This is a genomic window from Janthinobacterium sp. GW823-FHT03B06 (assembly GCF_058796955.1).
Genome location: NZ_JBXAJE010000002.1, coordinates 688,788 through 704,803, shown reverse-complemented (window position 1 = coordinate 704,803; position 16,016 = coordinate 688,788). Strand labels below are relative to the sequence as shown.

The following is a 16,016-nucleotide window of genomic DNA, read 5'->3' as shown; positions in this document are numbered from 1 at the left end:
AATTTCGAGAATGGCAGCAGCTTTGCCTTTTGCCCACTTGCTGGGCATGTCCGCCTCGGCTGCAGTCGAAGACGATGATGACGACAAAAAGCAGCGCAGTGACGAATCCGACGAAGACTATGCCCGGCGCATGGAAGACGAAGAGGAAGAAGAGAAAAAGAAAGAAGACGCCCGCCGCGCGGAAGAAGAAGAAAAAGAAGAAAAGAAAAAGGAAGACGAAGCCAAAAGGGCCAAGAAAGCTGAAGATGACGAAGACGACAAGGAAAAGGCAGCGCGCAAATCTGAGCGCGCCCGCTGCGCCTCGATCTTCAAATGCGCTGCAGCAGGCACGCGGCCGGACGTGGCCGCGCACCTGGCCTTCAATACGAGCATGTCCAGCGCCGATGCGATCAGCATGCTGGAGACCTTCGCTGCGAGTGGCGCGCCGCAGCCGGCCAGCCTGGCCAGCCGCATGGCCGGTGTCAAGCCGCAGAACGTCGGCGCTGGTGCTGCGGCTGCTCCTGCAAATGGCAGCGATGCGGCCATCGCGGCCAAGATTGTCGCCGCCGGCAGGGCCCGTCGCGGCGAAAAATAGTTTTCAACCCGTCACTTAAAGGAAGCGCAACATGAGTCTGACCGTCAACTCGGTGGGTGGTAGCCCGCAGATCCCCGGCATTTATGCCGAAACCTTTGTCCCGGATCAGCTGATCGCGGGTCGCCATGCTCTTGTTACGGATAACGTGACCGTGCTGGCGGGCCAGGTGTTCCCGCGTGGCGCCGTACTTGGCCGTATCACGGCCTCGGGGAAGTACGTTCTGGCGCTCGCCGCTGCAGCGGATGGTTCGCAGAACCCGGCAGTCGTTGCTGTCGACAACGTTGATGCGACCACTGGCGATGTGAGCGCCGGTGTTTATATCGCCGGGGAATTCAACGGCGCCGCAATGACGCTTGGCACTGGCATCACACTCGGTGCCGCAGCCGCTGCCCTGCGGCCCTTGTCCATCTACGTCAAGGGTTCGGTATCCGCTGCCGATCCGACCTGACCAGCAACGCCCACTAAGGCCCTCTAACGAGGGCTTTTTTTTCGTCCAAACTCCCGGAGTAATGTATGCCTACTGGCTCGTTTTTGTTTAACACCAATGCCTTGATCGGTGTGGTGCCCAATTTGAAGCGCCCGCAGAAGTTTCTGCTGGATCGCTTTTTCCCGAACATCGTGATGTCCGACACCGAGTTCGTTTCGATCGACGTTGATGTCGGCCTGCGCCGCATGTCGCCATTTGTCTCGCCGCTCGTGCAGGGCAAGCTGGTCGAGCAGCGCCGTCAACAGACCAACCAGTTTAAGCCGGCGTATATCAAGGATAAGCGTGCCCCGGACCTGCGCAAGCCTGTACGTCGCATGATCGGCGAGCGTATCGGCGGGGAATTGAGCGGCGCCGACCGCGAAGCAGCCAACCTCGAAGCAGAACTGTCGGATCAGATCGACATGATCGACCGCCGCCTGGAATGGATGGCGGCATCAGCCCTCATGAATGGTACGGTGCTGATCGTGGGCGATGGTTTCCCGGCCGTACTGGTCGACTTCGGCCGCGATCCGAGCTTGTCACTCGCATTGACGGGCGCTGACAAATGGGATACGGCTTTTGCGGCGGTCGGCGCCAATGGCATTTATACCGCGCCTTCGGACAGCATCGAAGAGTGGGGGCATGTCATCCTGAAAAAATCGGGCGGTACTGCTACCGATTTGATTTTCACGACCACTTCGTGGAAATACTTCAAGCTCGACAGCAACGTCAAAACGTCGCTGCATTACCCACGTTCCGGCGAAGGCAACAACGTGAATATCGGCGCGCAGGTCCAGCGCGGCGCCCAGTACAAGGGCAAATGGGGCCAGTACGATCTGTGGGTCTACAACGACTGGTACATCGATGAGAACGGCGTCGAGCGTGCCATGGTGGATGACGGCAAGGTCATCATGAGCGGCCCCGACCTGATGGGTACGCGCGCCTTCGGCCTGATCCTGGACCCGGCCTTTAACTACACGGCCTTGCCATACGCACCGAAGACGTGGGTCGAAAACGATCCGGCCCAGCGCCTGATCATGATGCAGTCATCGCCGATTGTCATCCCGTCCCGAGTCAACGCCTCGCTCTGCGCAACCGTCGCAACTCCGAAAGTATTCTGATCATGGCCAAAACTGAAAAGCTTGTTAAAGCGGTGGTCGCGCCAGGCCGCACCGTCAAATTTGACGGCGTTAACGTCGGCCCAGGTGGTGAAGTGACACTGCCTTCGGATGAAGTGGCGTGGCTGCGCAAGGGGGGCTACCTGCTCGATCCTGCGGCGACCGCGCCAACCATCGCGCCGGGGCCGGCTTTTGAAAAGGACGGGGACGGTGAACAACCCCCTCCTGCAGAATGATCGACTGGAACCGGATGGTCAACGGTCCAGTCATGGCTGTGTTTGGTGATCAGGCGCGCTACCAGCCGATGGCTGGTGCAGCGTTTGATATCCAGGGAACCTTCCATGAAGCCTATAAAAGCCTCGACTTGACAGGTGGTATGGGCGTGACGACGGAGATGCCTGCATTGGGGGTGTTGTTGTCCGACTTTCCTATTCCTCCGAAGCAGAAGGATCGTGTGGCTATCAAGTCGACCGCGTTACATGGCGGCGGTACCTTCGTAGTCAAGGAAGTGCAGCTGAGCGGTATAGGCGGCGCGCTATTGCTGCTGAATTACGTGGGGGAGTGATGGCCAACACATCCATCCTGGCGCGCAGGCATATCCGCCTGCTTGCCCTGGCTGCCCTGACCGGAGAAACCTTTTCCCAGGTGACCATTGACTCACCTGGCGACTGGGATACGCCTCCGGAAGATTTGCCGGCGATTCTCTTGCGCTCGCCGGATGACCGGAAGGTTTCCCTATCGAAAGGTCAGCCGACATTCTCTACGACCGTCGGTATCGAAATTGAGGCACGAGTGAGCGGGATGACCGCTGAGTCCGCACAGGATGCCATTGAGGCATTGTGTTTCGCCATCGAGACGGCGCTCTTTTCGAGTTATGACTTGACCTGTGCGGCGGCCCTGGTCACCTGCGATACGCGCACAGAGGTTACGGCGGATGGCCGCGTTCATTTTGGGGCTGCCCGTATGACTTTGCAGGCCGAGTTGCCGGAAAATTTCGACGCATTCAAACCCGGTGATCCAGTGGATTTGGGAGACTTCGGTCTTGTCTTTACCGCTGGCCAGGCCTACGACTCAACCGGTAATCATCCCAATCCAATGTTCGCATCAAGCCACGATGTGGCTGGCTGACGCAATTTCACGCTCTTACTTCAGGAGTTCACCATGTTTTTAAAACCTGCGCCGGGTCTGCGGATTCCGGACCCTGATTTGCACGACTTCTTGCCCGAACAGGGCAGGGAGGTGCCCGACGCGCCCTATTGGCAGCGCCGGATTCATGACCAGGATGTCGTCATTGCAGTGGCAGTGGCGGAGAAATCGGCCATGGCCGATGCAGCGACATCGAAAAACCGGAGCAAGGAATGACCCTCCCTTTTAAAAATATCCCGGCCAATATCCGGGTACCCCTGTTTTACGCCGAGGTTGACAACTCGCGGGCCAACAGCGCCCAGTCCAATCAGCGCGCCCTGATCATTGGCCAGATCACGGCCGCTGGAACTGCCGTGCCCAATGTCCCTATTATTTCCCAGGGGGCGGCGGACGCCGCAATTGCCGGCGGTCAGGATTCGATGCTGGCATTGATGACAGCGGCGTACCGCGTGAACGATACGTTCGGTGAGGTGTGGTACCTGCCCCTCTCGGACGATGCGGCTGCATTGGCCGCTGTCGGCACGGTCACCTTTTTGATGCCCCCTACGATCAACGGCACGGTGTACCTGTACATCGCAGGCGTGCGCTACGCTTTGCCGGCCTTGACCAGCCAAACGGTGGCCCAGCTGGCCACTGCCTTGGCCGCGCTGATCAATACCGATGCGGCCTGCCCTGTGAATGCGGTGGCGGCGGTGGGCGTCGTCACGCTTACCGCCGTCAATAAGGGGCCGTGCGGCAACGATATCGACCTGCAGTTTAATTACCTGGGCACGCGCGGTGGCGAGGCGCTGCCGGCCGGATTGACGGCAACGCTGGGACCAATGGCTGGCGGCGCCACCGCACCCTCGTTGGCTGTGGCCCTGGCGAACTTGGGTAGCCAGGAGTTTGATTTCATCGTCAGCCCGTACACGGACACAGCGTCCCTCGATGCCCTCAAAAGCTTGCTCAATGACAGCACGGGGCGCTGGGCCTGGAATCAGCAACTGTACGGGCACTATTTTGCTGCTTACAAGGGCACCTTTGGCGCGCAGGTGACCTTTGGCACTGCGCGTAACGATCAGCACGGAACCGTAATGGGCGTCAACGGCTCGCCCACGCCCACCTGGCTCTGGGCGGCATCGATGGCTGGCGCCGCAGCGGTAAGCCTGCGAGCGGACCCCGCATTGCCGCTGCAAACGGTGGCAATTCAGGGCGTGCTGGCGCCACCGTTGCAGATGCGCTTCCAGCTGACGGAGCAAAATTCCTTGCTGTACTCCGGTATTTCAACATTTTCTGTGGCTGACGACGGGACGGTGGCCATTCAAAACCTGATTACGACGTATCAGAAAAACGGTTTCGGCAACGTCGACAACAGTTATTTGCAGATCGAAACGATGTTCACACTGGCCTATGTCCTTCGTGCGCTCAAGACGATGGTGACGTCGAAATACGCACGCGTGAAGCTGGCGGCAGATGGCACGCGCTTTGCGTCCGGCTCGGCCATCGTCACGCCGAACATTATCCGGGCCGATTTGATCGCCAAGTACCGCGAGCTGGAAGCGGATGGTTTCGTGCAGAACGGCGATGCCTTCAAGGAAGGGTTGATTGTGCAGCAAAACAGTCAGAATCCGAACCGGGTGGACGTCCTGTTCCCCGGAATTTTGATCAACCAGTTGCGCGTTTTTGCGTTGCTGAATCAGTTCCGTCTTCAGTAAGCTAACCGCGGCCGCCACGTGCGGCCAATTATATTTTAGGGAGCCTTTATGGCAGATACAACCAACCGGCTGGCCGGGATTGCTTACCTGACAGTCGACGGCACCAACTACATGCTGGCTGGTGATTTCGCCTATAGCGTGTCGAAGGTGGCCCGCGAGACGCTGATGGGGCAGGACCGGGTGCATGGTTATTCGGAAAAGCCGAAGCAAGGCAGCATGTCCGGATCTATCCGTGATGCCGGCGGCTTGAGCGTGGCTAGCTTCAATGCAATGACGAACGTTACCGTCACTGTCGAACTGGCCAATGGCAAGACGATTATCGGTCGCAACATGTGGACCGTGGGTGACTTGGAGGTGAAAACCACCGAGGCAACATTCGAAGTGAAATGGGAAGGTTTCAGCGTCGAGGAGGCGTAAATCATGAATCAAGTAAATACCGCAGTGGTGGCTCCGGCCGAAGAAGAGAAAACATTGGAGCTGCGCAAACCAGTCAAGCTGGGCGAAGTCGAATACAGCACCCTGAACCTGCGTGAGCCGACGGCAGGTGAATTGTCGAAAGCATCGAAGGCCGGCGGCAACGTTGACATTGCCATTGCACTGATTTCGATCATCGCCAAGGTACCTCGTGGCGCTGTTGAGAAGTTGTCGCAGCGCGACTTTCAGGAGGCCGCCGATTTTTTGGGAAGCTTTACGGGTGGTGGCCTGGCAACTGGCGAGATGTAGTCGCAGAACTTACCAAGTACTACGGTTGGGGGCCGCATGATGCATGGTCCCTGACCTGGACCGAACTGGCATGGTGGAATGACCAGGCGCACAGGATCATCAAAGCGGCAGGGACTGAGTAAATGGCAAATAATTTTCAGATCGTCATTTCGGCGGTGGACCGGGCAACTCAGACGGTGCAGCGGATTAATAATTCGCTAAACCGCGTGACCCAGCCGCTGGTGCGAATTCAACAGTCTGTACGGCAGTTTTCCAATGCCATGGGTCTGGACAAGGTGGGAAAGGCGATGCTTGGCGTGGGGCGCGCGGCCGGCGATGTTGCCGGGAAGGTGTCGTCGATCGTCGCGCCAATGACCGCCGTGATTGGTGTCGGTTCGATTGCAGGCCTGTTCGCGCTGGCCACAGGTTGGGGGGAACTTGGGTTTGAAGTGAGCAAGACGGCAGGAACGCTGGGCGTGGCCACCTCGGACCTGATGTCGATGCGTGGCGCGGCGCGCCTGGCCGGCGTGTCGTCAGAACAGCTCACAGGTAGCCTAAAAGCGGTTGGCGATACGATGGAAGATGCGCTGTTCGGGCGCAACCAGTCCGCGCTGATGCTTCTTAACAAGATTGGCGTCAGTATCCATAAGACTGCTGATGGCTCCATTGATGCGGCCCGTGGCTTCAAAGACATTGCAACTTATATCGCCGGAATCAAGAGTGCCCAGGTGCAAAGCCTGGTGGCCCGCCAGTTCGGCATCGAAGCCGCATTGCCCTTGTTGCGAAAAGGAGCGCAGGGTATCGAGGAGTATCAGCGCCAGGTCGCTGAGTTCGGTGGGGCGCGCACGCAGGCTGGCATTGCAGCTGCAGAGGGCTTTGGCCTGAAGATGATCTACCTTAATATGGCGACGGATGGCCTTAAGACATCTATCGGTGACCGCCTGATCCCGGTGCTGCAGCCATTTATCGAACGGCTGACCGCGTGGATTGTGGCCAATCGTGATCTGATCGCCACCCGTGTCACCGAGTTTGTCGAGGCGTTTGCAAACTGGCTAAATCGCATCAGTTTTAATGACGTGCTAAACGGCATGAGTAGCTTCCTGTCTCGCATTTCAGACACTGTCGATGCACTCGGTGGCTGGAAGACTGCCGCTCTGTTGGTAATGGGCGTCATGGCGGGGCCATTTCTGCTCAGCATCGCTTCGTTTGGTATCACTCTGGTTAGATTGGCAGCCGTCACCATCCCTGTGCTGATCCGTGCGCTGGGGCTGTTGCGTCTTGCGATGCTGGCCAATCCAATTACTGCCATCCTGACCGCCATTGCGACAGTTGCGGTGCTCATCTATGAGAACTGGGACCGGCTCGCCAAGTGGTGGCGCCGGATGTGGGGTGACATGTCGGATGATGCTGCCAGTGGACAGGGCAAGATCGCCGCATCTACCGATAAGCTCGCTAAGGGCGCAAAGGGCGTCAGCGATGGATGGAGTGCTACGCCCGAAGGTCAGGGGGCTTCCTCGGCCATGCCAGGAGGTGGACGGTTTAACGGCCACGGCGCATCTGGTGACTGGGAGTCGTCACCAGGCAGCGACACGCGCCCACGCGGCATCCGAAACAACAATCCGGGCAACCTGCGCACATGGGGCAATACCCCACGTGAAGACGGTTTTGCCCGGTTTGCGACGCCTGAAGCCGGCTTGAGCGCGATGATCCAAAACCTGCAAACTCAGCAAAGCAAGCATGGTCTCAACACTATCGCCAGCATTATCGGTAAGTGGGCGCCAGCAAGCGAAAACAATACGGCAGCCTACATCGATGCGATGGCCAAGAATACTGGTTTTGGCCCGAATCAGAAGCTCGATCTCACAGATAAGGCAACTGTGGCACCACTCGTATCGGCCATCATCAGGCAAGAGGGTAACCAGGGCGGCTTTAGCAAGGATATGGTCGAGAAGGCTGTGGCCAGGGTTGTGGTCGATTTTAAAAATGCGCCAGCTGGCACGACGGCAACGGCGAGTACGAAAGGTGGAAATATGGTCCCAGTAAGGGTCAGTCACGCGATGCCGACGTTGGCGGCAGGATGAGTATCGATAGCGCCCTGGGCGCGTTGCAGTCGATCACTACTACTATCAGCATTGCTGATAACACCATCAAGCGCGTTGCCGCCGATTTCGGTAGTAGTGGCCTGGGCGGTGGCTCGGGTGCAGGTTGGGCCGGCCAGCTGCGGCCCGCCTCCTGGCGCGGTGTGCCTTTTGGTGTCCTGGGAGGAGGTATCAAGTTCGGCCGCCGCACGGCGGTTCATGAATATCCGTACCGCGATACAGTCTGGGTGGAAGACTTGGGCCGAGCGGTGCGTCGCATCACCATGACGGGATTCCTGGTTGGTGATGACGTGATTGCCCAGCGTGACCGCATGATCGCCGCAGCTGAGACCGCAGGTAGTGGGGAGCTGATACACCCGACGCTTGGTCAGCTCACCGCCAGTGCAGTTGAATGCGTGGCTGAGGAAAAGTGGGAGCAGGGACGGGTATTCCAACTAAGTTTCACGTTCATCGAGTCAGGGAAACGGGTTTTCCCGAGTGTGCTGGTGTCGACAGGTTCGGCGGTCATGAAGGCATGCGCACAAGCCGATGCTGCAGCCAAGGGCGACTTTCTGGCGAGTGCCGGCGCTGCTCTCAAACAAGGTGCCGCAGTTGTTGCTAAGGTCGCCAGCACGGCGGCTATCTGGGGGCGTCAGGCGCAGCGTTTGGCCAACGATGCGACGAACTTATACAACATGGTGGGCACGCTCAAGGGGGGCTTTGGCCGCTATGCCAAGGGCGGTGGTATAGCCGGCATCGCAGTGGCTGCTGGTGCCGTCTCCAGTGCTGCCAATTCCATTCCCAAGCTGATAGCGCTTGGCTCGGCCGCTCGCACAGCTGTGTCGAGTGCAGTCGAAAAACTAACGTCAACGGCATCGGGGTTGGGAACATGAGTACTGGAAGTGAACTTGTTGACGCGGCGCAGGAATTGGCGGCCGCAGTCAAGGATGCGGCAGTGCAACCGGGCGACGCTATGCGTTTGCTGTCCATTCTGGCTGTCAATGTGCCCCCTGATCCGGCCACGTCGTCGGCAATTGGATCGGCAATGGCCTTGGTGCAACACGCCACTGGCGACATGTTTCGACGGGCCGCTGTCGTAGCACTGGCCCGTGCGTCTGCTGCTTATCAGCCCACTTCCGTGGAGGATGCGGCGGCGGTGCGCGATGCGGTTTGCGCGTTGCTCGATGCTGAAATTACGATCGCTGGCGACCAGGGGCAGGATGCCACATTCAATGGATTGCGAGAAGTGCGGTCTGCGGTGTCGCTGGATTTGGCCACGCGTGGCGCCGGCCTGGCATCCATTATCGAGGTCACCAGCGTGCAGCCGGTGCCGGCGCCGGTGTTGGCCCAGCGGTTGTATCGCACACCTGGGCGGGCCGATGAGTTGGTGGGACAGGCAAATCCGATTCATCCGGCCTTTATGCCCACCAGCTTCAAAGCGCGCTCTTCGTAGTTAGCCGGCTGGCAGGGTTTGAATAGAGTGTGTTTCAGGGGGGCCTCTGCGCTCCATTTTTTCGGCCCGTTCGCATACGAACGATGCGGGATGCCCATTGGACGTGTAGTAGCGCACCAACTGGGGCGCGAATTTCCGACATTCGGCCATCGTCTTGAAGTCCCTGGCATGCACTGAGCCGCCCATATATCCATCCGAAAAGATGATCGTCAACGCAACAACGATGCTCATGGTATTCACATTTCATAAAGAACAATATGGCTGATGATCTCACATTAATTGTCGGAGGTCGACTTTTGTCCGGTTGGACCTCGGTACGAGTCACGCGCGGCATCGAACGGTGCCCTAGTGATTTCGAGGTGGTCATGACCGAACTCTATCCAGAGGAGGTTGGTGCTTTCGTCATTCAACCAGGCGACGCGTGTCAGGTGTTGTTAGGCAGCGATCTGGTCATGACCGGCTACGTCGACCGCTTCATTCCTTCCATGGATGCCGGAACTCACGCAATCCGTGTTGTCGGCCGAGGTAAGTGTGCGGACCTGGTCGATTGCGATGCCGAGTGGCCAGGTGGACAGATTAGCGGATCGAGCGTGCTGGAAATCGCACGCAAGCTCGCTGCTCCGTATGGGATTTCACTGACGGGCGATGCCTCCTATCCGATCAGCGTCAGCACGGATGTAACTGACGCCGGGCCGCCTCTACATCAGTTCAACCTGATGTTGGGAGAAAAAGCCTTCGAGATCATCGAACGCCTGTGCCGGTATGCGGGGCTGCTTGCCTATGATGATCCTGCGGGCAATCTGTTTCTGACTCAAACGGGGAAAGTATCGGCGGCCAGCGGTTTCAAGCAGGGTGTCAACGTACAGTCAGCTTCCTTGGAGTATTCCATGGACCAACGATTTTCCGAAGTGCTGGCGTTCATTCAGAACCTGGACACGTTCTCGGATGCCGGCGATGACGGGAACCTGGTCGCCACCGTGACCGATCCGAATGTGCCGCGTCATCGTCGCAAGGTGCTGATCGCGGAATCGGGAGATAGCGGATTTGATGTGCTCAAGCGGCGCGCCAACTGGGAAGTGGCCCGCCGATCTGGCCGCTCGCGGCGGTTGCAGGTACGCACCGACGGCTGGCGTGATTCCGCCGGTGCGTTGTATGCACCGAACACTCTGGTAGCGGTGGACTTTCCGGCATTAAAGCTGGCGCCCACGACCTGGCTGATCAGTGAAGTGAGCTACAAGCGTGATGGGCAGAGCGGTACGACATGCGAGCTGGTAATCATGCCGCCGGACGCCTTCATTCCGCAGCCAATGCTGCTGTACAAGGTGCTGGCTGATGTGCCGGCAGCGGGCGCGCCATGATCGGGGCGATTGAGCGGCTGTACCGTTGCATGCTGCTGGCGTTCGGCCGGGGACGTGTGACCTTTGTGGACGACAGCGGACCAGTGCAGAAACTGCAGGTGAGGTTCGGCAGCATGGAAATCATCGACAACCTGCCGGCGCCACACGACTTCGGCTTTACGTCGAATCCTCCAATCGGATCTGATGTGTTCGTTTCATTCATGGGTGGCAATCGGACCAATGGAATCGCGGTCACTATCGGCAGCCAGGCCTACCGCATGAAAAGCCTGGCGTCGGGTGAAGTCGCCATTTACGACAGCCTCGGCCAGTCGGTGCATCTCACCCATGGCGGCATTGTCATCCAGAGTGCAGAGCTGCCGATCACGATACACGGCAGTATCAAGCTGCATGGCGATCTTGACGCAACCGGCGATGTCACAGCCTCTGGCGTCAGCCTGGTCAGCCATCTGACCGCTGGTGTGAAGTCTGGCAGCGATCAATCAGGAAAGCCGATACCAACATGAGTGATACAGCAACAATATGGGTGCGCGACCTGGGTCGCGCTGACTGGGCGATGGACGGCCTGGCGCTGCAGACAGGTAGCGATCTGGAGACGGCCATCATTATCAGCCTCTTTTCCGATCGGGAGGCAAATCCAGATGATGTCATCTCTGACGGAACGCGCGATCCTCGTGGATGGGTTGGCGACGTCGACCAGCCGTACAAGGTGGGTTCGCGCATGTGGCTGCTCGATCGAGCCAAGCAAACCACGGAAACGCTACGGCGGGCAAACGACTACATCGCTGAGGCGCTGCAATGGCTCATTGCTGATCGCGTGGTGGCCAGGTTCGATATCACGACGCAATGGTCGGCGCCCACGATGCTCGCGGCCAATGTTGTGGCCTACAACGACCAGGGTTCATTAATTCCGATGAATTCAAGCTGGGTTTGGAAAGTGATTAACTGATGCCATATACACGTCCCACGTTAAGCGATCTGCGTAGCCAGGTCGCGCAGGACATTTCCGCAGCGTTGCCAGGCGCAGATGCCTTGCTGCGCTTCTCTAACCTCAATATCGCAGGCATTGCGCAGGCGAACCTAGCAAATTTGCATTATGGCTATCTGGACTGGATCGCCCTGCAGGCCAATCCATTTACCGCCACAGACGAGTATCTTGAAGGCTGGGCAGCCTTGAAAGGAATCTACCGTAAGGGGGCGACGTCGGCAACAGGGAAGGTGACTTTCTCTGCCACGAGTGGTTCGGTTATCGGGGCAGGGACAACCCTGGTACGCGGCGATGGCGCAACTGCATCCACCTTGGATGATGCGGTGGAGATTGGTGGCCGCGTGACGGTCCGCGCCACCATCACCGCTGATCCAGCAGGTAGCGCGGGGGCATTTGGCAATGCGGCGGTGGGCGTTGTCATGTCCCTTAGCCAAGCGCACGCCGGCATTCAGGCCAACGGCGTGGTGAGTGTAGCCTTCACTGGCGGCGCTGATATTGAAAAAGACGCCCCTTTTCGTAGCCGCATGCTTGAAGCCTACCAAAGCACGCCGCAAGGCGGCGATCGTAGCGATTACGTGGGCTGGGCCAAAGAGGTGCCTGGTGTTACGCGCGCATGGTGCTCCCCTAACTCTTTCGGTGCTGGCACGGTCGTTTTGTACGTCATGTTTGATAACGCCAACGCAGCGCAAGCAGGTTTTCCTCAAGGTGGGAATGGTGTGGCTTCGGAAGAGCCTCGGGCGATCGCGGCGAACGGCGACCAGCTGGTCGTTGCCAATCATATTTTCCCAGTGCAGCCCGTCACTGCGCTGGTCTATGTGGTTGCGCCATTGGCCGCCCCCGTAAATTTTTCGCTTTCTGGTATTCCGGTGGGGAAGCAAGACGCTGTCCGGGCCGCACTTGCCGATGTGTTTTTTCGTACAGGGAAGGCTACCGGAGGCAGTACGCCGATCGCGTTCGCCTGGTCCGCCATTGCTGCGGTTGCAGGCGTCAGTGACTTTGTGATTGTTGCGCCCACGACTGACATCATCAACGCCGCCGGCACGCTGCCGACTGTCGGCGTTATTACCTACTCATAATCCTATGGCACCAGTATATACCGCCGCTGATTACCTCAGCGCGTTGCAGTCCCTATTGCCGCGCGGGCCTGCTTGGCCACGCGCGCCTGATGCAGTGCAGACGTCTGCACTTGCCGGCTTGACGCCGATCTATGCGCGACAGAACCTGCGCGCCAACCATTTACTGGTTGATGGATTCCCAACGACAACCGTTGAATTACTGCCTGAATGGGAGGCCGCGCTCGGATTGCCTGACCCATGCGCAGGTCCAGCTCCCACGCTGCAAGGCCGTCGGGCACAGGTGGTCGCACGTTTTACAGCGACAGGAGGCCAGTCCGTTAACTACATGAAGTCGTTTGCCCTGAGCCTTGGGTATGCCATTGATATTACGCAGTTCATCCCGGCGCGGGCTGGGATATTGCGTGCTGGCCTGCCCCTGTGTGGAAATGCCTTCGCGCATGCCTGGCGGGTGAGCACTCCATTACATAGTTCGTTTGCGTTTCGCGCGGGCTTGTCGATGGCTGGTGAGCCGTTGACATCGATTGGCAATGCAGTGCTGGAGTGCGAACTCCGGAAGGTCGCGCCAGCTCACACAGTCGTTTTTTTTACTTACACCTAACAAGGAACTCTATGTACCGTATTGATGATCCTAGCGCCGCAGCGGCGTTACCAGAGCCGGAAGCGGCTGGCAGAGAGGGTTTTTTTACCGAGGGCGTTCCCGGTGTGAAAGAGGCCACGCTGGTACGTGCAAGTTTTCTTAATATGCTTCAGGAGGAGTTGCGCAATATCGTGCTGGCGGCTGGCGTAGTGCCGGCCAAAGCTGACTATACCCAGCTGCTCAAAGCGCTTCGCTCTGCTGGGGTTTTTCAAACTGCTGCGCAATTCGACAACACCACGAAAGTGGCGACAATGGCCGCAGTACGAAACGAGCTGCTCGGATTGGGGAACTCGGTCTATGCTGCTATTTTTGGCGCGTCCCTCGCACCGAACGGGTGGCGGAAATTGCCAAGCGGCGAGATTATGCAGTGGGGTTATGGCTCAACCTCAGACGGGTCTGGTACTTCAACTGTGACATTCCCTACGGCGTTCCCCACGGCACTTTTACACATATTTCCATTCTACGAATCCAGCGGAAACGTTCCTTCAGCCAATCCATCCGTTATTAATGCTGGCATAACTTCGTTGTCGGGGGCAAAGATTTTTACCTGGAATGGCATAACTATCTCTGGGGGAATTACCCCGTCATACATTGCAATCGGCAAATAAAGGAAATGCTAAATGAGTATCTTTTTCTCAGTTTCAACCGGAGGCTTTTATGCCTCGGAGTTGCGGGAAGACTATGACGTTGCTGGAACATGGCCGGCGGATGCGGTAGAGATTGATGATGCGGTCACCGAAGGAGACCTGCGTGCGGCAATTTGCCGTGGCGACGCAATCGCGTTCTGCGAAGGTAAGTTTACCTTTACCCCCGCACCAGCGCCCCCATTCGCGCCAATCGCAACCGCATACCTGGACTCTGTTCGCGTTATCCGCGAACAGGTACTCAACCGCTTGGCCGGGATCGGGATGGCTGCATTGCTGGCCGCCGATACCATGACCGCTCAGGCAGTTGCGAGCGCCCGCCAGGCGCTGCTCGACATCACCGTGGTTCCCGATGTGATGGGGGCGACAGACCTCGATAGCTTAAAGGCGGCTGTGAAGTCTGCCTATGCAGCAATCATCGCGGCAGCGCCCCCTGTCATCCGCGAGGCGTTCGATTCAGCTGCGATCTAACCGACCCCCTCTCCAATTACCCGCTTCGGCGGGTTTTTTTATTTCAACTACCTGAAAGGTATTCATGGCCCTCGAAACGACCGCCGCTGGCGGCGCACTGATTAAATTTTTTGGCCTCCCGGTCCTGGCCGGCGCTGCCGCAACCTCGCTGGGATTCATGTTCATGTGGCCCAAGACCAAGAAAGAAGCATTTACGCGCTTTTTCGTGTCCACGCTCTTTTCCATTCTGTTCGGCCCCGCGCTGGTCGTCGCCGTGCGCTCCTGGTGGCCAACCTTGTTCGATAGCGCAAAGGATGTGGCGGCCCTGTATGGCAGTGATCCTGCGGTGGGCTTCCTCTTCATCGCCGCGCCGCTGATGGTGGCCGCTGGCTTGCCTGCCTGGTGGGTGCTGGGCGCCACGGTGCGCTGGCTCGACAAGCGCAAGGACAAGGACATCGGCGAGCTTGCGCGCGACGTGGCCGCCGCAGTCAAGGACGTGCGGGGTGGCCTGTGAGCGCCGTCACCTTGGCCCAGCTAGTGGCCATCATGCCGCTGGCCCGCACTCGTGCGGTCACCTTCCTGGCGCCGTTGAATGCGGCCATGGTGGAATTCTGCATTACAACGCCGGCGCGCCAAGCGTCGTTCCTGTCCCAGGTCGGGCATGAGTCTGGCCAGCTGCGTTATGTGCGTGAGCTGGCCAGCGGCCAAGCCTACGAAGGTCGCGCCGACCTGGGCAACGTGCGCGCGGGCGACGGCGGGCGCTTCCGTGGGCGTGGCCTGTTGCAGGTAACCGGCCGCGCGAACTACGCCGCCTGCGGCATGGCGCTGGGCCTGGACCTGCTGGCTCAGCCCGAGCTGCTCGAGCAGGCCATCGACGCCTGCCGCTCGGCCGGCTGGTTCTGGCAGACGAAGGGACTGAACGCCCTGGCCGATGCTGGCGACCAGGTGAAGGTTACACGGCGGATCAACGGCGGCACGAATGGCCTGGCTGAGCGCTTGGCGCTGTTCGCAGTGGCGCAGCGGGTGCTGGCGTGATCGCGCTGTCCAGGCTGACGGGCATGGTGCCTAGCTGGCTTTATGGCGCTACGCTGGTGTGCGTGCTGGCCGGCGCTGGCATGCTACACCAGCGTGCACAGGGCATTGGCCAGGGGCGTGCGGCCGTGCAGTCGTTGTGGGATGCCGACAAGAAGACCCGCGTGGCAGCGGAAACGAAGGCGGTGGCGCGGCGCGCTGCCGAGAACTTGGCGCAAGCCCGACAACAGGCCGCCAAGGCGGCGGCCGTGAAGAAAGTCTACGATGACGAAATCAACGATATTCGCGTTCGCCTTGCTGCTGCTGAGCGCATGCGGCGCCCCGCGTTCTGTGCAAATTCAGGACCTGCCGCCCCGGCCGGTGCCAGTGGCGCCGAAGGAGGCGCTGCAGCCGATCCCGCCGGCGGGCTACTTCCTGACGCGGTGGCGCGAGATATTCAAGCCTTGATTTTGCAGACGGAGGAAGTGGCTGCGACAGGCCGCGCATGCCAGGCATTCGTGCGTGAAAATGGCATGGCGCCATAGAACGGATGGTTGATTGCCGCTGCGCTAACAGCAGCAATCAGCCGGCGCCTGGTGAGTAGGCTTGGATTGCCTCACGGGA

Annotated in this window: 24 protein-coding genes; 23 read left to right on the top strand and 1 reads right to left on the bottom strand. The window is 59.0% G+C overall.

All coding sequences use genetic code 11. The features are described from left to right. Window positions 1-37 precede the first annotated feature (37 nt). The 13 genes from AC1RBA_RS09165 (at window position 38) to AC1RBA_RS09105 (ending at window position 9,231) form a co-directional block, all read left to right on the top strand. Entirely contained in the window at window positions 38-574 is a 537-nt protein-coding gene (locus tag AC1RBA_RS09165) for a hypothetical protein (RefSeq protein ID WP_492417781.1), read from the top strand. Window positions 575-605: 31 nt separating this feature from the next. Continuing rightward, the gene (locus AC1RBA_RS09160) at window positions 606-1,022 is read left to right on the top strand and encodes a head decoration protein (protein WP_070217922.1); all 417 of its coding nucleotides are present in this window, start codon (window positions 606-608) and stop codon (window positions 1,020-1,022) included. A 65-nt stretch (window positions 1,023-1,087) separates the two neighbouring features. Then, window positions 1,088-2,161, top strand: coding sequence for a major capsid protein (locus AC1RBA_RS09155; RefSeq protein WP_492417779.1), 1,074 nt, complete (start codon window positions 1,088-1,090; stop codon window positions 2,159-2,161). A gap of 2 nt (window positions 2,162-2,163) precedes the next feature. Next, window positions 2,164-2,394 carry a hypothetical protein gene (locus tag AC1RBA_RS09150; protein ID WP_492417777.1) on the top strand — a complete coding sequence of 77 codons (231 nt, stop codon included), beginning with the start codon at window positions 2,164-2,166 and terminating at the stop codon, window positions 2,392-2,394. Further along, window positions 2,391-2,723, top strand: coding sequence for a head-tail joining protein (locus tag AC1RBA_RS09145; protein WP_492417775.1), 333 nt, complete (start codon window positions 2,391-2,393; stop codon window positions 2,721-2,723). Before AC1RBA_RS09150 ends, AC1RBA_RS09145 begins: the two co-directional genes overlap by 4 nt. Further along, entirely contained in the window at window positions 2,723-3,286 is a 564-nt protein-coding gene (locus AC1RBA_RS09140) for a hypothetical protein (protein WP_492417773.1), read from the top strand. Before AC1RBA_RS09145 ends, AC1RBA_RS09140 begins: the two co-directional genes overlap by 1 nt. A gap of 33 nt (window positions 3,287-3,319) precedes the next feature. Beyond that, the gene (locus tag AC1RBA_RS09135) at window positions 3,320-3,520 is read left to right on the top strand and encodes a DUF2635 domain-containing protein (protein WP_492417771.1); all 201 of its coding nucleotides are present in this window, start codon (window positions 3,320-3,322) and stop codon (window positions 3,518-3,520) included. Next, window positions 3,517-4,998, top strand: a complete 1,482-nt coding sequence (locus AC1RBA_RS09130) for a phage tail sheath subtilisin-like domain-containing protein (protein ID WP_492417769.1) — start codon at window positions 3,517-3,519, stop codon at window positions 4,996-4,998. The genes AC1RBA_RS09135 and AC1RBA_RS09130 overlap by 4 nt, the downstream gene beginning before the upstream one ends. 48 nt (window positions 4,999-5,046) lie before the next feature. Beyond that, a complete protein-coding gene (locus tag AC1RBA_RS09125) occupies window positions 5,047-5,415 on the top strand; it encodes a phage tail tube protein (protein WP_070290976.1) in 369 nt (122 codons plus the stop codon). Between the two features lie 3 nt (window positions 5,416-5,418). After that, on the top strand, window positions 5,419-5,721 hold the full coding sequence (locus AC1RBA_RS09120; protein ID WP_070290977.1) for a phage tail assembly protein: 303 nt from the start codon (window positions 5,419-5,421) through the stop codon (window positions 5,719-5,721). Window positions 5,722-5,843: 122 nt separating this feature from the next. Then, entirely contained in the window at window positions 5,844-7,781 is a 1,938-nt protein-coding gene (locus AC1RBA_RS09115; protein WP_492417766.1) for a hypothetical protein, read from the top strand. Then, the gene (locus tag AC1RBA_RS09110) at window positions 7,778-8,671 is read left to right on the top strand and encodes a DNA circularization N-terminal domain-containing protein (RefSeq protein WP_492417764.1); all 894 of its coding nucleotides are present in this window, start codon (window positions 7,778-7,780) and stop codon (window positions 8,669-8,671) included. The genes AC1RBA_RS09115 and AC1RBA_RS09110 overlap by 4 nt, the downstream gene beginning before the upstream one ends. Beyond that, a complete protein-coding gene (locus tag AC1RBA_RS09105) occupies window positions 8,668-9,231 on the top strand; it encodes a hypothetical protein (protein ID WP_492417762.1) in 564 nt (187 codons plus the stop codon). The genes AC1RBA_RS09110 and AC1RBA_RS09105 overlap by 4 nt, the downstream gene beginning before the upstream one ends. On the opposite strand, the gene AC1RBA_RS09100 is transcribed toward AC1RBA_RS09105, so the two are convergent. Next, a complete protein-coding gene (locus tag AC1RBA_RS09100; protein ID WP_099419332.1) occupies window positions 9,232-9,462 on the bottom strand; it encodes a hypothetical protein in 231 nt (76 codons plus the stop codon). 26 nt (window positions 9,463-9,488) lie between these two features. On the opposite strand from AC1RBA_RS09100, the gene AC1RBA_RS09095 reads away from it, so the two are divergent. The 10 genes from AC1RBA_RS09095 (at window position 9,489) to AC1RBA_RS09050 (ending at window position 15,937) form a co-directional block, all read left to right on the top strand. Continuing rightward, the gene (locus AC1RBA_RS09095) at window positions 9,489-10,589 is read left to right on the top strand and encodes a phage baseplate assembly protein (RefSeq protein ID WP_099419331.1); all 1,101 of its coding nucleotides are present in this window, start codon (window positions 9,489-9,491) and stop codon (window positions 10,587-10,589) included. After that, window positions 10,586-11,092 (top strand): phage baseplate assembly protein V, encoded by a 507-nt coding sequence (locus AC1RBA_RS09090; protein WP_492417759.1) that lies wholly within the window; start codon window positions 10,586-10,588, stop codon window positions 11,090-11,092. Before AC1RBA_RS09095 ends, AC1RBA_RS09090 begins: the two co-directional genes overlap by 4 nt. Next, window positions 11,089-11,535, top strand: a complete 447-nt coding sequence (locus AC1RBA_RS09085) for a phage GP46 family protein (protein WP_492417758.1) — start codon at window positions 11,089-11,091, stop codon at window positions 11,533-11,535. The genes AC1RBA_RS09090 and AC1RBA_RS09085 overlap by 4 nt, the downstream gene beginning before the upstream one ends. Next, window positions 11,535-12,650, top strand: a complete 1,116-nt coding sequence (locus tag AC1RBA_RS09080; protein WP_492417756.1) for a baseplate J/gp47 family protein — start codon at window positions 11,535-11,537, stop codon at window positions 12,648-12,650. The genes AC1RBA_RS09085 and AC1RBA_RS09080 overlap by 1 nt, the downstream gene beginning before the upstream one ends. A 4-nt stretch (window positions 12,651-12,654) precedes the next feature. After that, window positions 12,655-13,248 carry a YmfQ family protein gene (locus tag AC1RBA_RS09075; RefSeq protein WP_492417754.1) on the top strand — a complete coding sequence of 198 codons (594 nt, stop codon included), beginning with the start codon at window positions 12,655-12,657 and terminating at the stop codon, window positions 13,246-13,248. Window positions 13,249-13,259: 11 nt separating this feature from the next. Further along, window positions 13,260-13,895: a gp53-like domain-containing protein gene (locus AC1RBA_RS09070; RefSeq protein ID WP_099419326.1), complete on the top strand. Its 636-nt coding sequence runs from the start codon at window positions 13,260-13,262 to the stop codon at window positions 13,893-13,895. Window positions 13,896-13,907: 12 nt separating this feature from the next. After that, a complete protein-coding gene (locus AC1RBA_RS09065) occupies window positions 13,908-14,402 on the top strand; it encodes a hypothetical protein (RefSeq protein WP_492417752.1) in 495 nt (164 codons plus the stop codon). Between the two features lie 163 nt (window positions 14,403-14,565). After that, window positions 14,566-14,895 (top strand): hypothetical protein, encoded by a 330-nt coding sequence (locus tag AC1RBA_RS09060; protein WP_254679549.1) that lies wholly within the window; start codon window positions 14,566-14,568, stop codon window positions 14,893-14,895. Then, window positions 14,892-15,416, top strand: a complete 525-nt coding sequence (locus tag AC1RBA_RS09055; RefSeq protein WP_492417750.1) for a glycoside hydrolase family 19 protein — start codon at window positions 14,892-14,894, stop codon at window positions 15,414-15,416. Before AC1RBA_RS09060 ends, AC1RBA_RS09055 begins: the two co-directional genes overlap by 4 nt. Further along, window positions 15,413-15,937 (top strand): hypothetical protein, encoded by a 525-nt coding sequence (locus tag AC1RBA_RS09050; protein WP_492417749.1) that lies wholly within the window; start codon window positions 15,413-15,415, stop codon window positions 15,935-15,937. Before AC1RBA_RS09055 ends, AC1RBA_RS09050 begins: the two co-directional genes overlap by 4 nt. Window positions 15,938-16,016 lie beyond the last annotated feature (79 nt).

Bases quoted from the DNA above. Each gene is read 5' to 3' on its own strand.
- AC1RBA_RS09160 (WP_070217922.1), top strand. From the start codon at position 606: ATGAGTCTGACCGTCAACTCGGTGGGTGGTAGCCCGCAGATCCCCGGC.
- AC1RBA_RS09070 (WP_099419326.1), top strand. From the start codon at position 13,260: ATGTACCGTATTGATGATCCTAGCGCCGCAGCGGCGTTACCAGAGCCG.
- AC1RBA_RS09135 (WP_492417771.1), top strand. From the start codon at position 3,320: ATGTTTTTAAAACCTGCGCCGGGTCTGCGGATTCCGGACCCTGATTTG.
- AC1RBA_RS09085 (WP_492417758.1), top strand. From the start codon at position 11,089: ATGAGTGATACAGCAACAATATGGGTGCGCGACCTGGGTCGCGCTGAC.
- AC1RBA_RS09150 (WP_492417777.1), top strand. From the start codon at position 2,164: ATGGCCAAAACTGAAAAGCTTGTTAAAGCGGTGGTCGCGCCAGGCCGC.
- AC1RBA_RS09095 (WP_099419331.1), top strand. From the start codon at position 9,489: ATGGCTGATGATCTCACATTAATTGTCGGAGGTCGACTTTTGTCCGGT.
- AC1RBA_RS09140 (WP_492417773.1), top strand. From the start codon at position 2,723: ATGGCCAACACATCCATCCTGGCGCGCAGGCATATCCGCCTGCTTGCC.
- AC1RBA_RS09115 (WP_492417766.1), top strand. From the start codon at position 5,844: ATGGCAAATAATTTTCAGATCGTCATTTCGGCGGTGGACCGGGCAACT.
- AC1RBA_RS09075 (WP_492417754.1), top strand. From the start codon at position 12,655: ATGGCACCAGTATATACCGCCGCTGATTACCTCAGCGCGTTGCAGTCC.
- AC1RBA_RS09105 (WP_492417762.1), top strand. From the start codon at position 8,668: ATGAGTACTGGAAGTGAACTTGTTGACGCGGCGCAGGAATTGGCGGCC.
- AC1RBA_RS09120 (WP_070290977.1), top strand. From the start codon at position 5,419: ATGAATCAAGTAAATACCGCAGTGGTGGCTCCGGCCGAAGAAGAGAAA.
- AC1RBA_RS09145 (WP_492417775.1), top strand. From the start codon at position 2,391: ATGATCGACTGGAACCGGATGGTCAACGGTCCAGTCATGGCTGTGTTT.
- AC1RBA_RS09130 (WP_492417769.1), top strand. From the start codon at position 3,517: ATGACCCTCCCTTTTAAAAATATCCCGGCCAATATCCGGGTACCCCTG.
- AC1RBA_RS09065 (WP_492417752.1), top strand. From the start codon at position 13,908: ATGAGTATCTTTTTCTCAGTTTCAACCGGAGGCTTTTATGCCTCGGAG.
- AC1RBA_RS09090 (WP_492417759.1), top strand. From the start codon at position 10,586: ATGATCGGGGCGATTGAGCGGCTGTACCGTTGCATGCTGCTGGCGTTC.
- AC1RBA_RS09155 (WP_492417779.1), top strand. From the start codon at position 1,088: ATGCCTACTGGCTCGTTTTTGTTTAACACCAATGCCTTGATCGGTGTG.
- AC1RBA_RS09125 (WP_070290976.1), top strand. From the start codon at position 5,047: ATGGCAGATACAACCAACCGGCTGGCCGGGATTGCTTACCTGACAGTC.
- AC1RBA_RS09060 (WP_254679549.1), top strand. From the start codon at position 14,566: ATGTGGCCCAAGACCAAGAAAGAAGCATTTACGCGCTTTTTCGTGTCC.
- AC1RBA_RS09110 (WP_492417764.1), top strand. From the start codon at position 7,778: ATGAGTATCGATAGCGCCCTGGGCGCGTTGCAGTCGATCACTACTACT.
- AC1RBA_RS09080 (WP_492417756.1), top strand. From the start codon at position 11,535: ATGCCATATACACGTCCCACGTTAAGCGATCTGCGTAGCCAGGTCGCG.
- AC1RBA_RS09100 (WP_099419332.1), bottom strand. From the start codon at position 9,462: ATGAGCATCGTTGTTGCGTTGACGATCATCTTTTCGGATGGATATATG.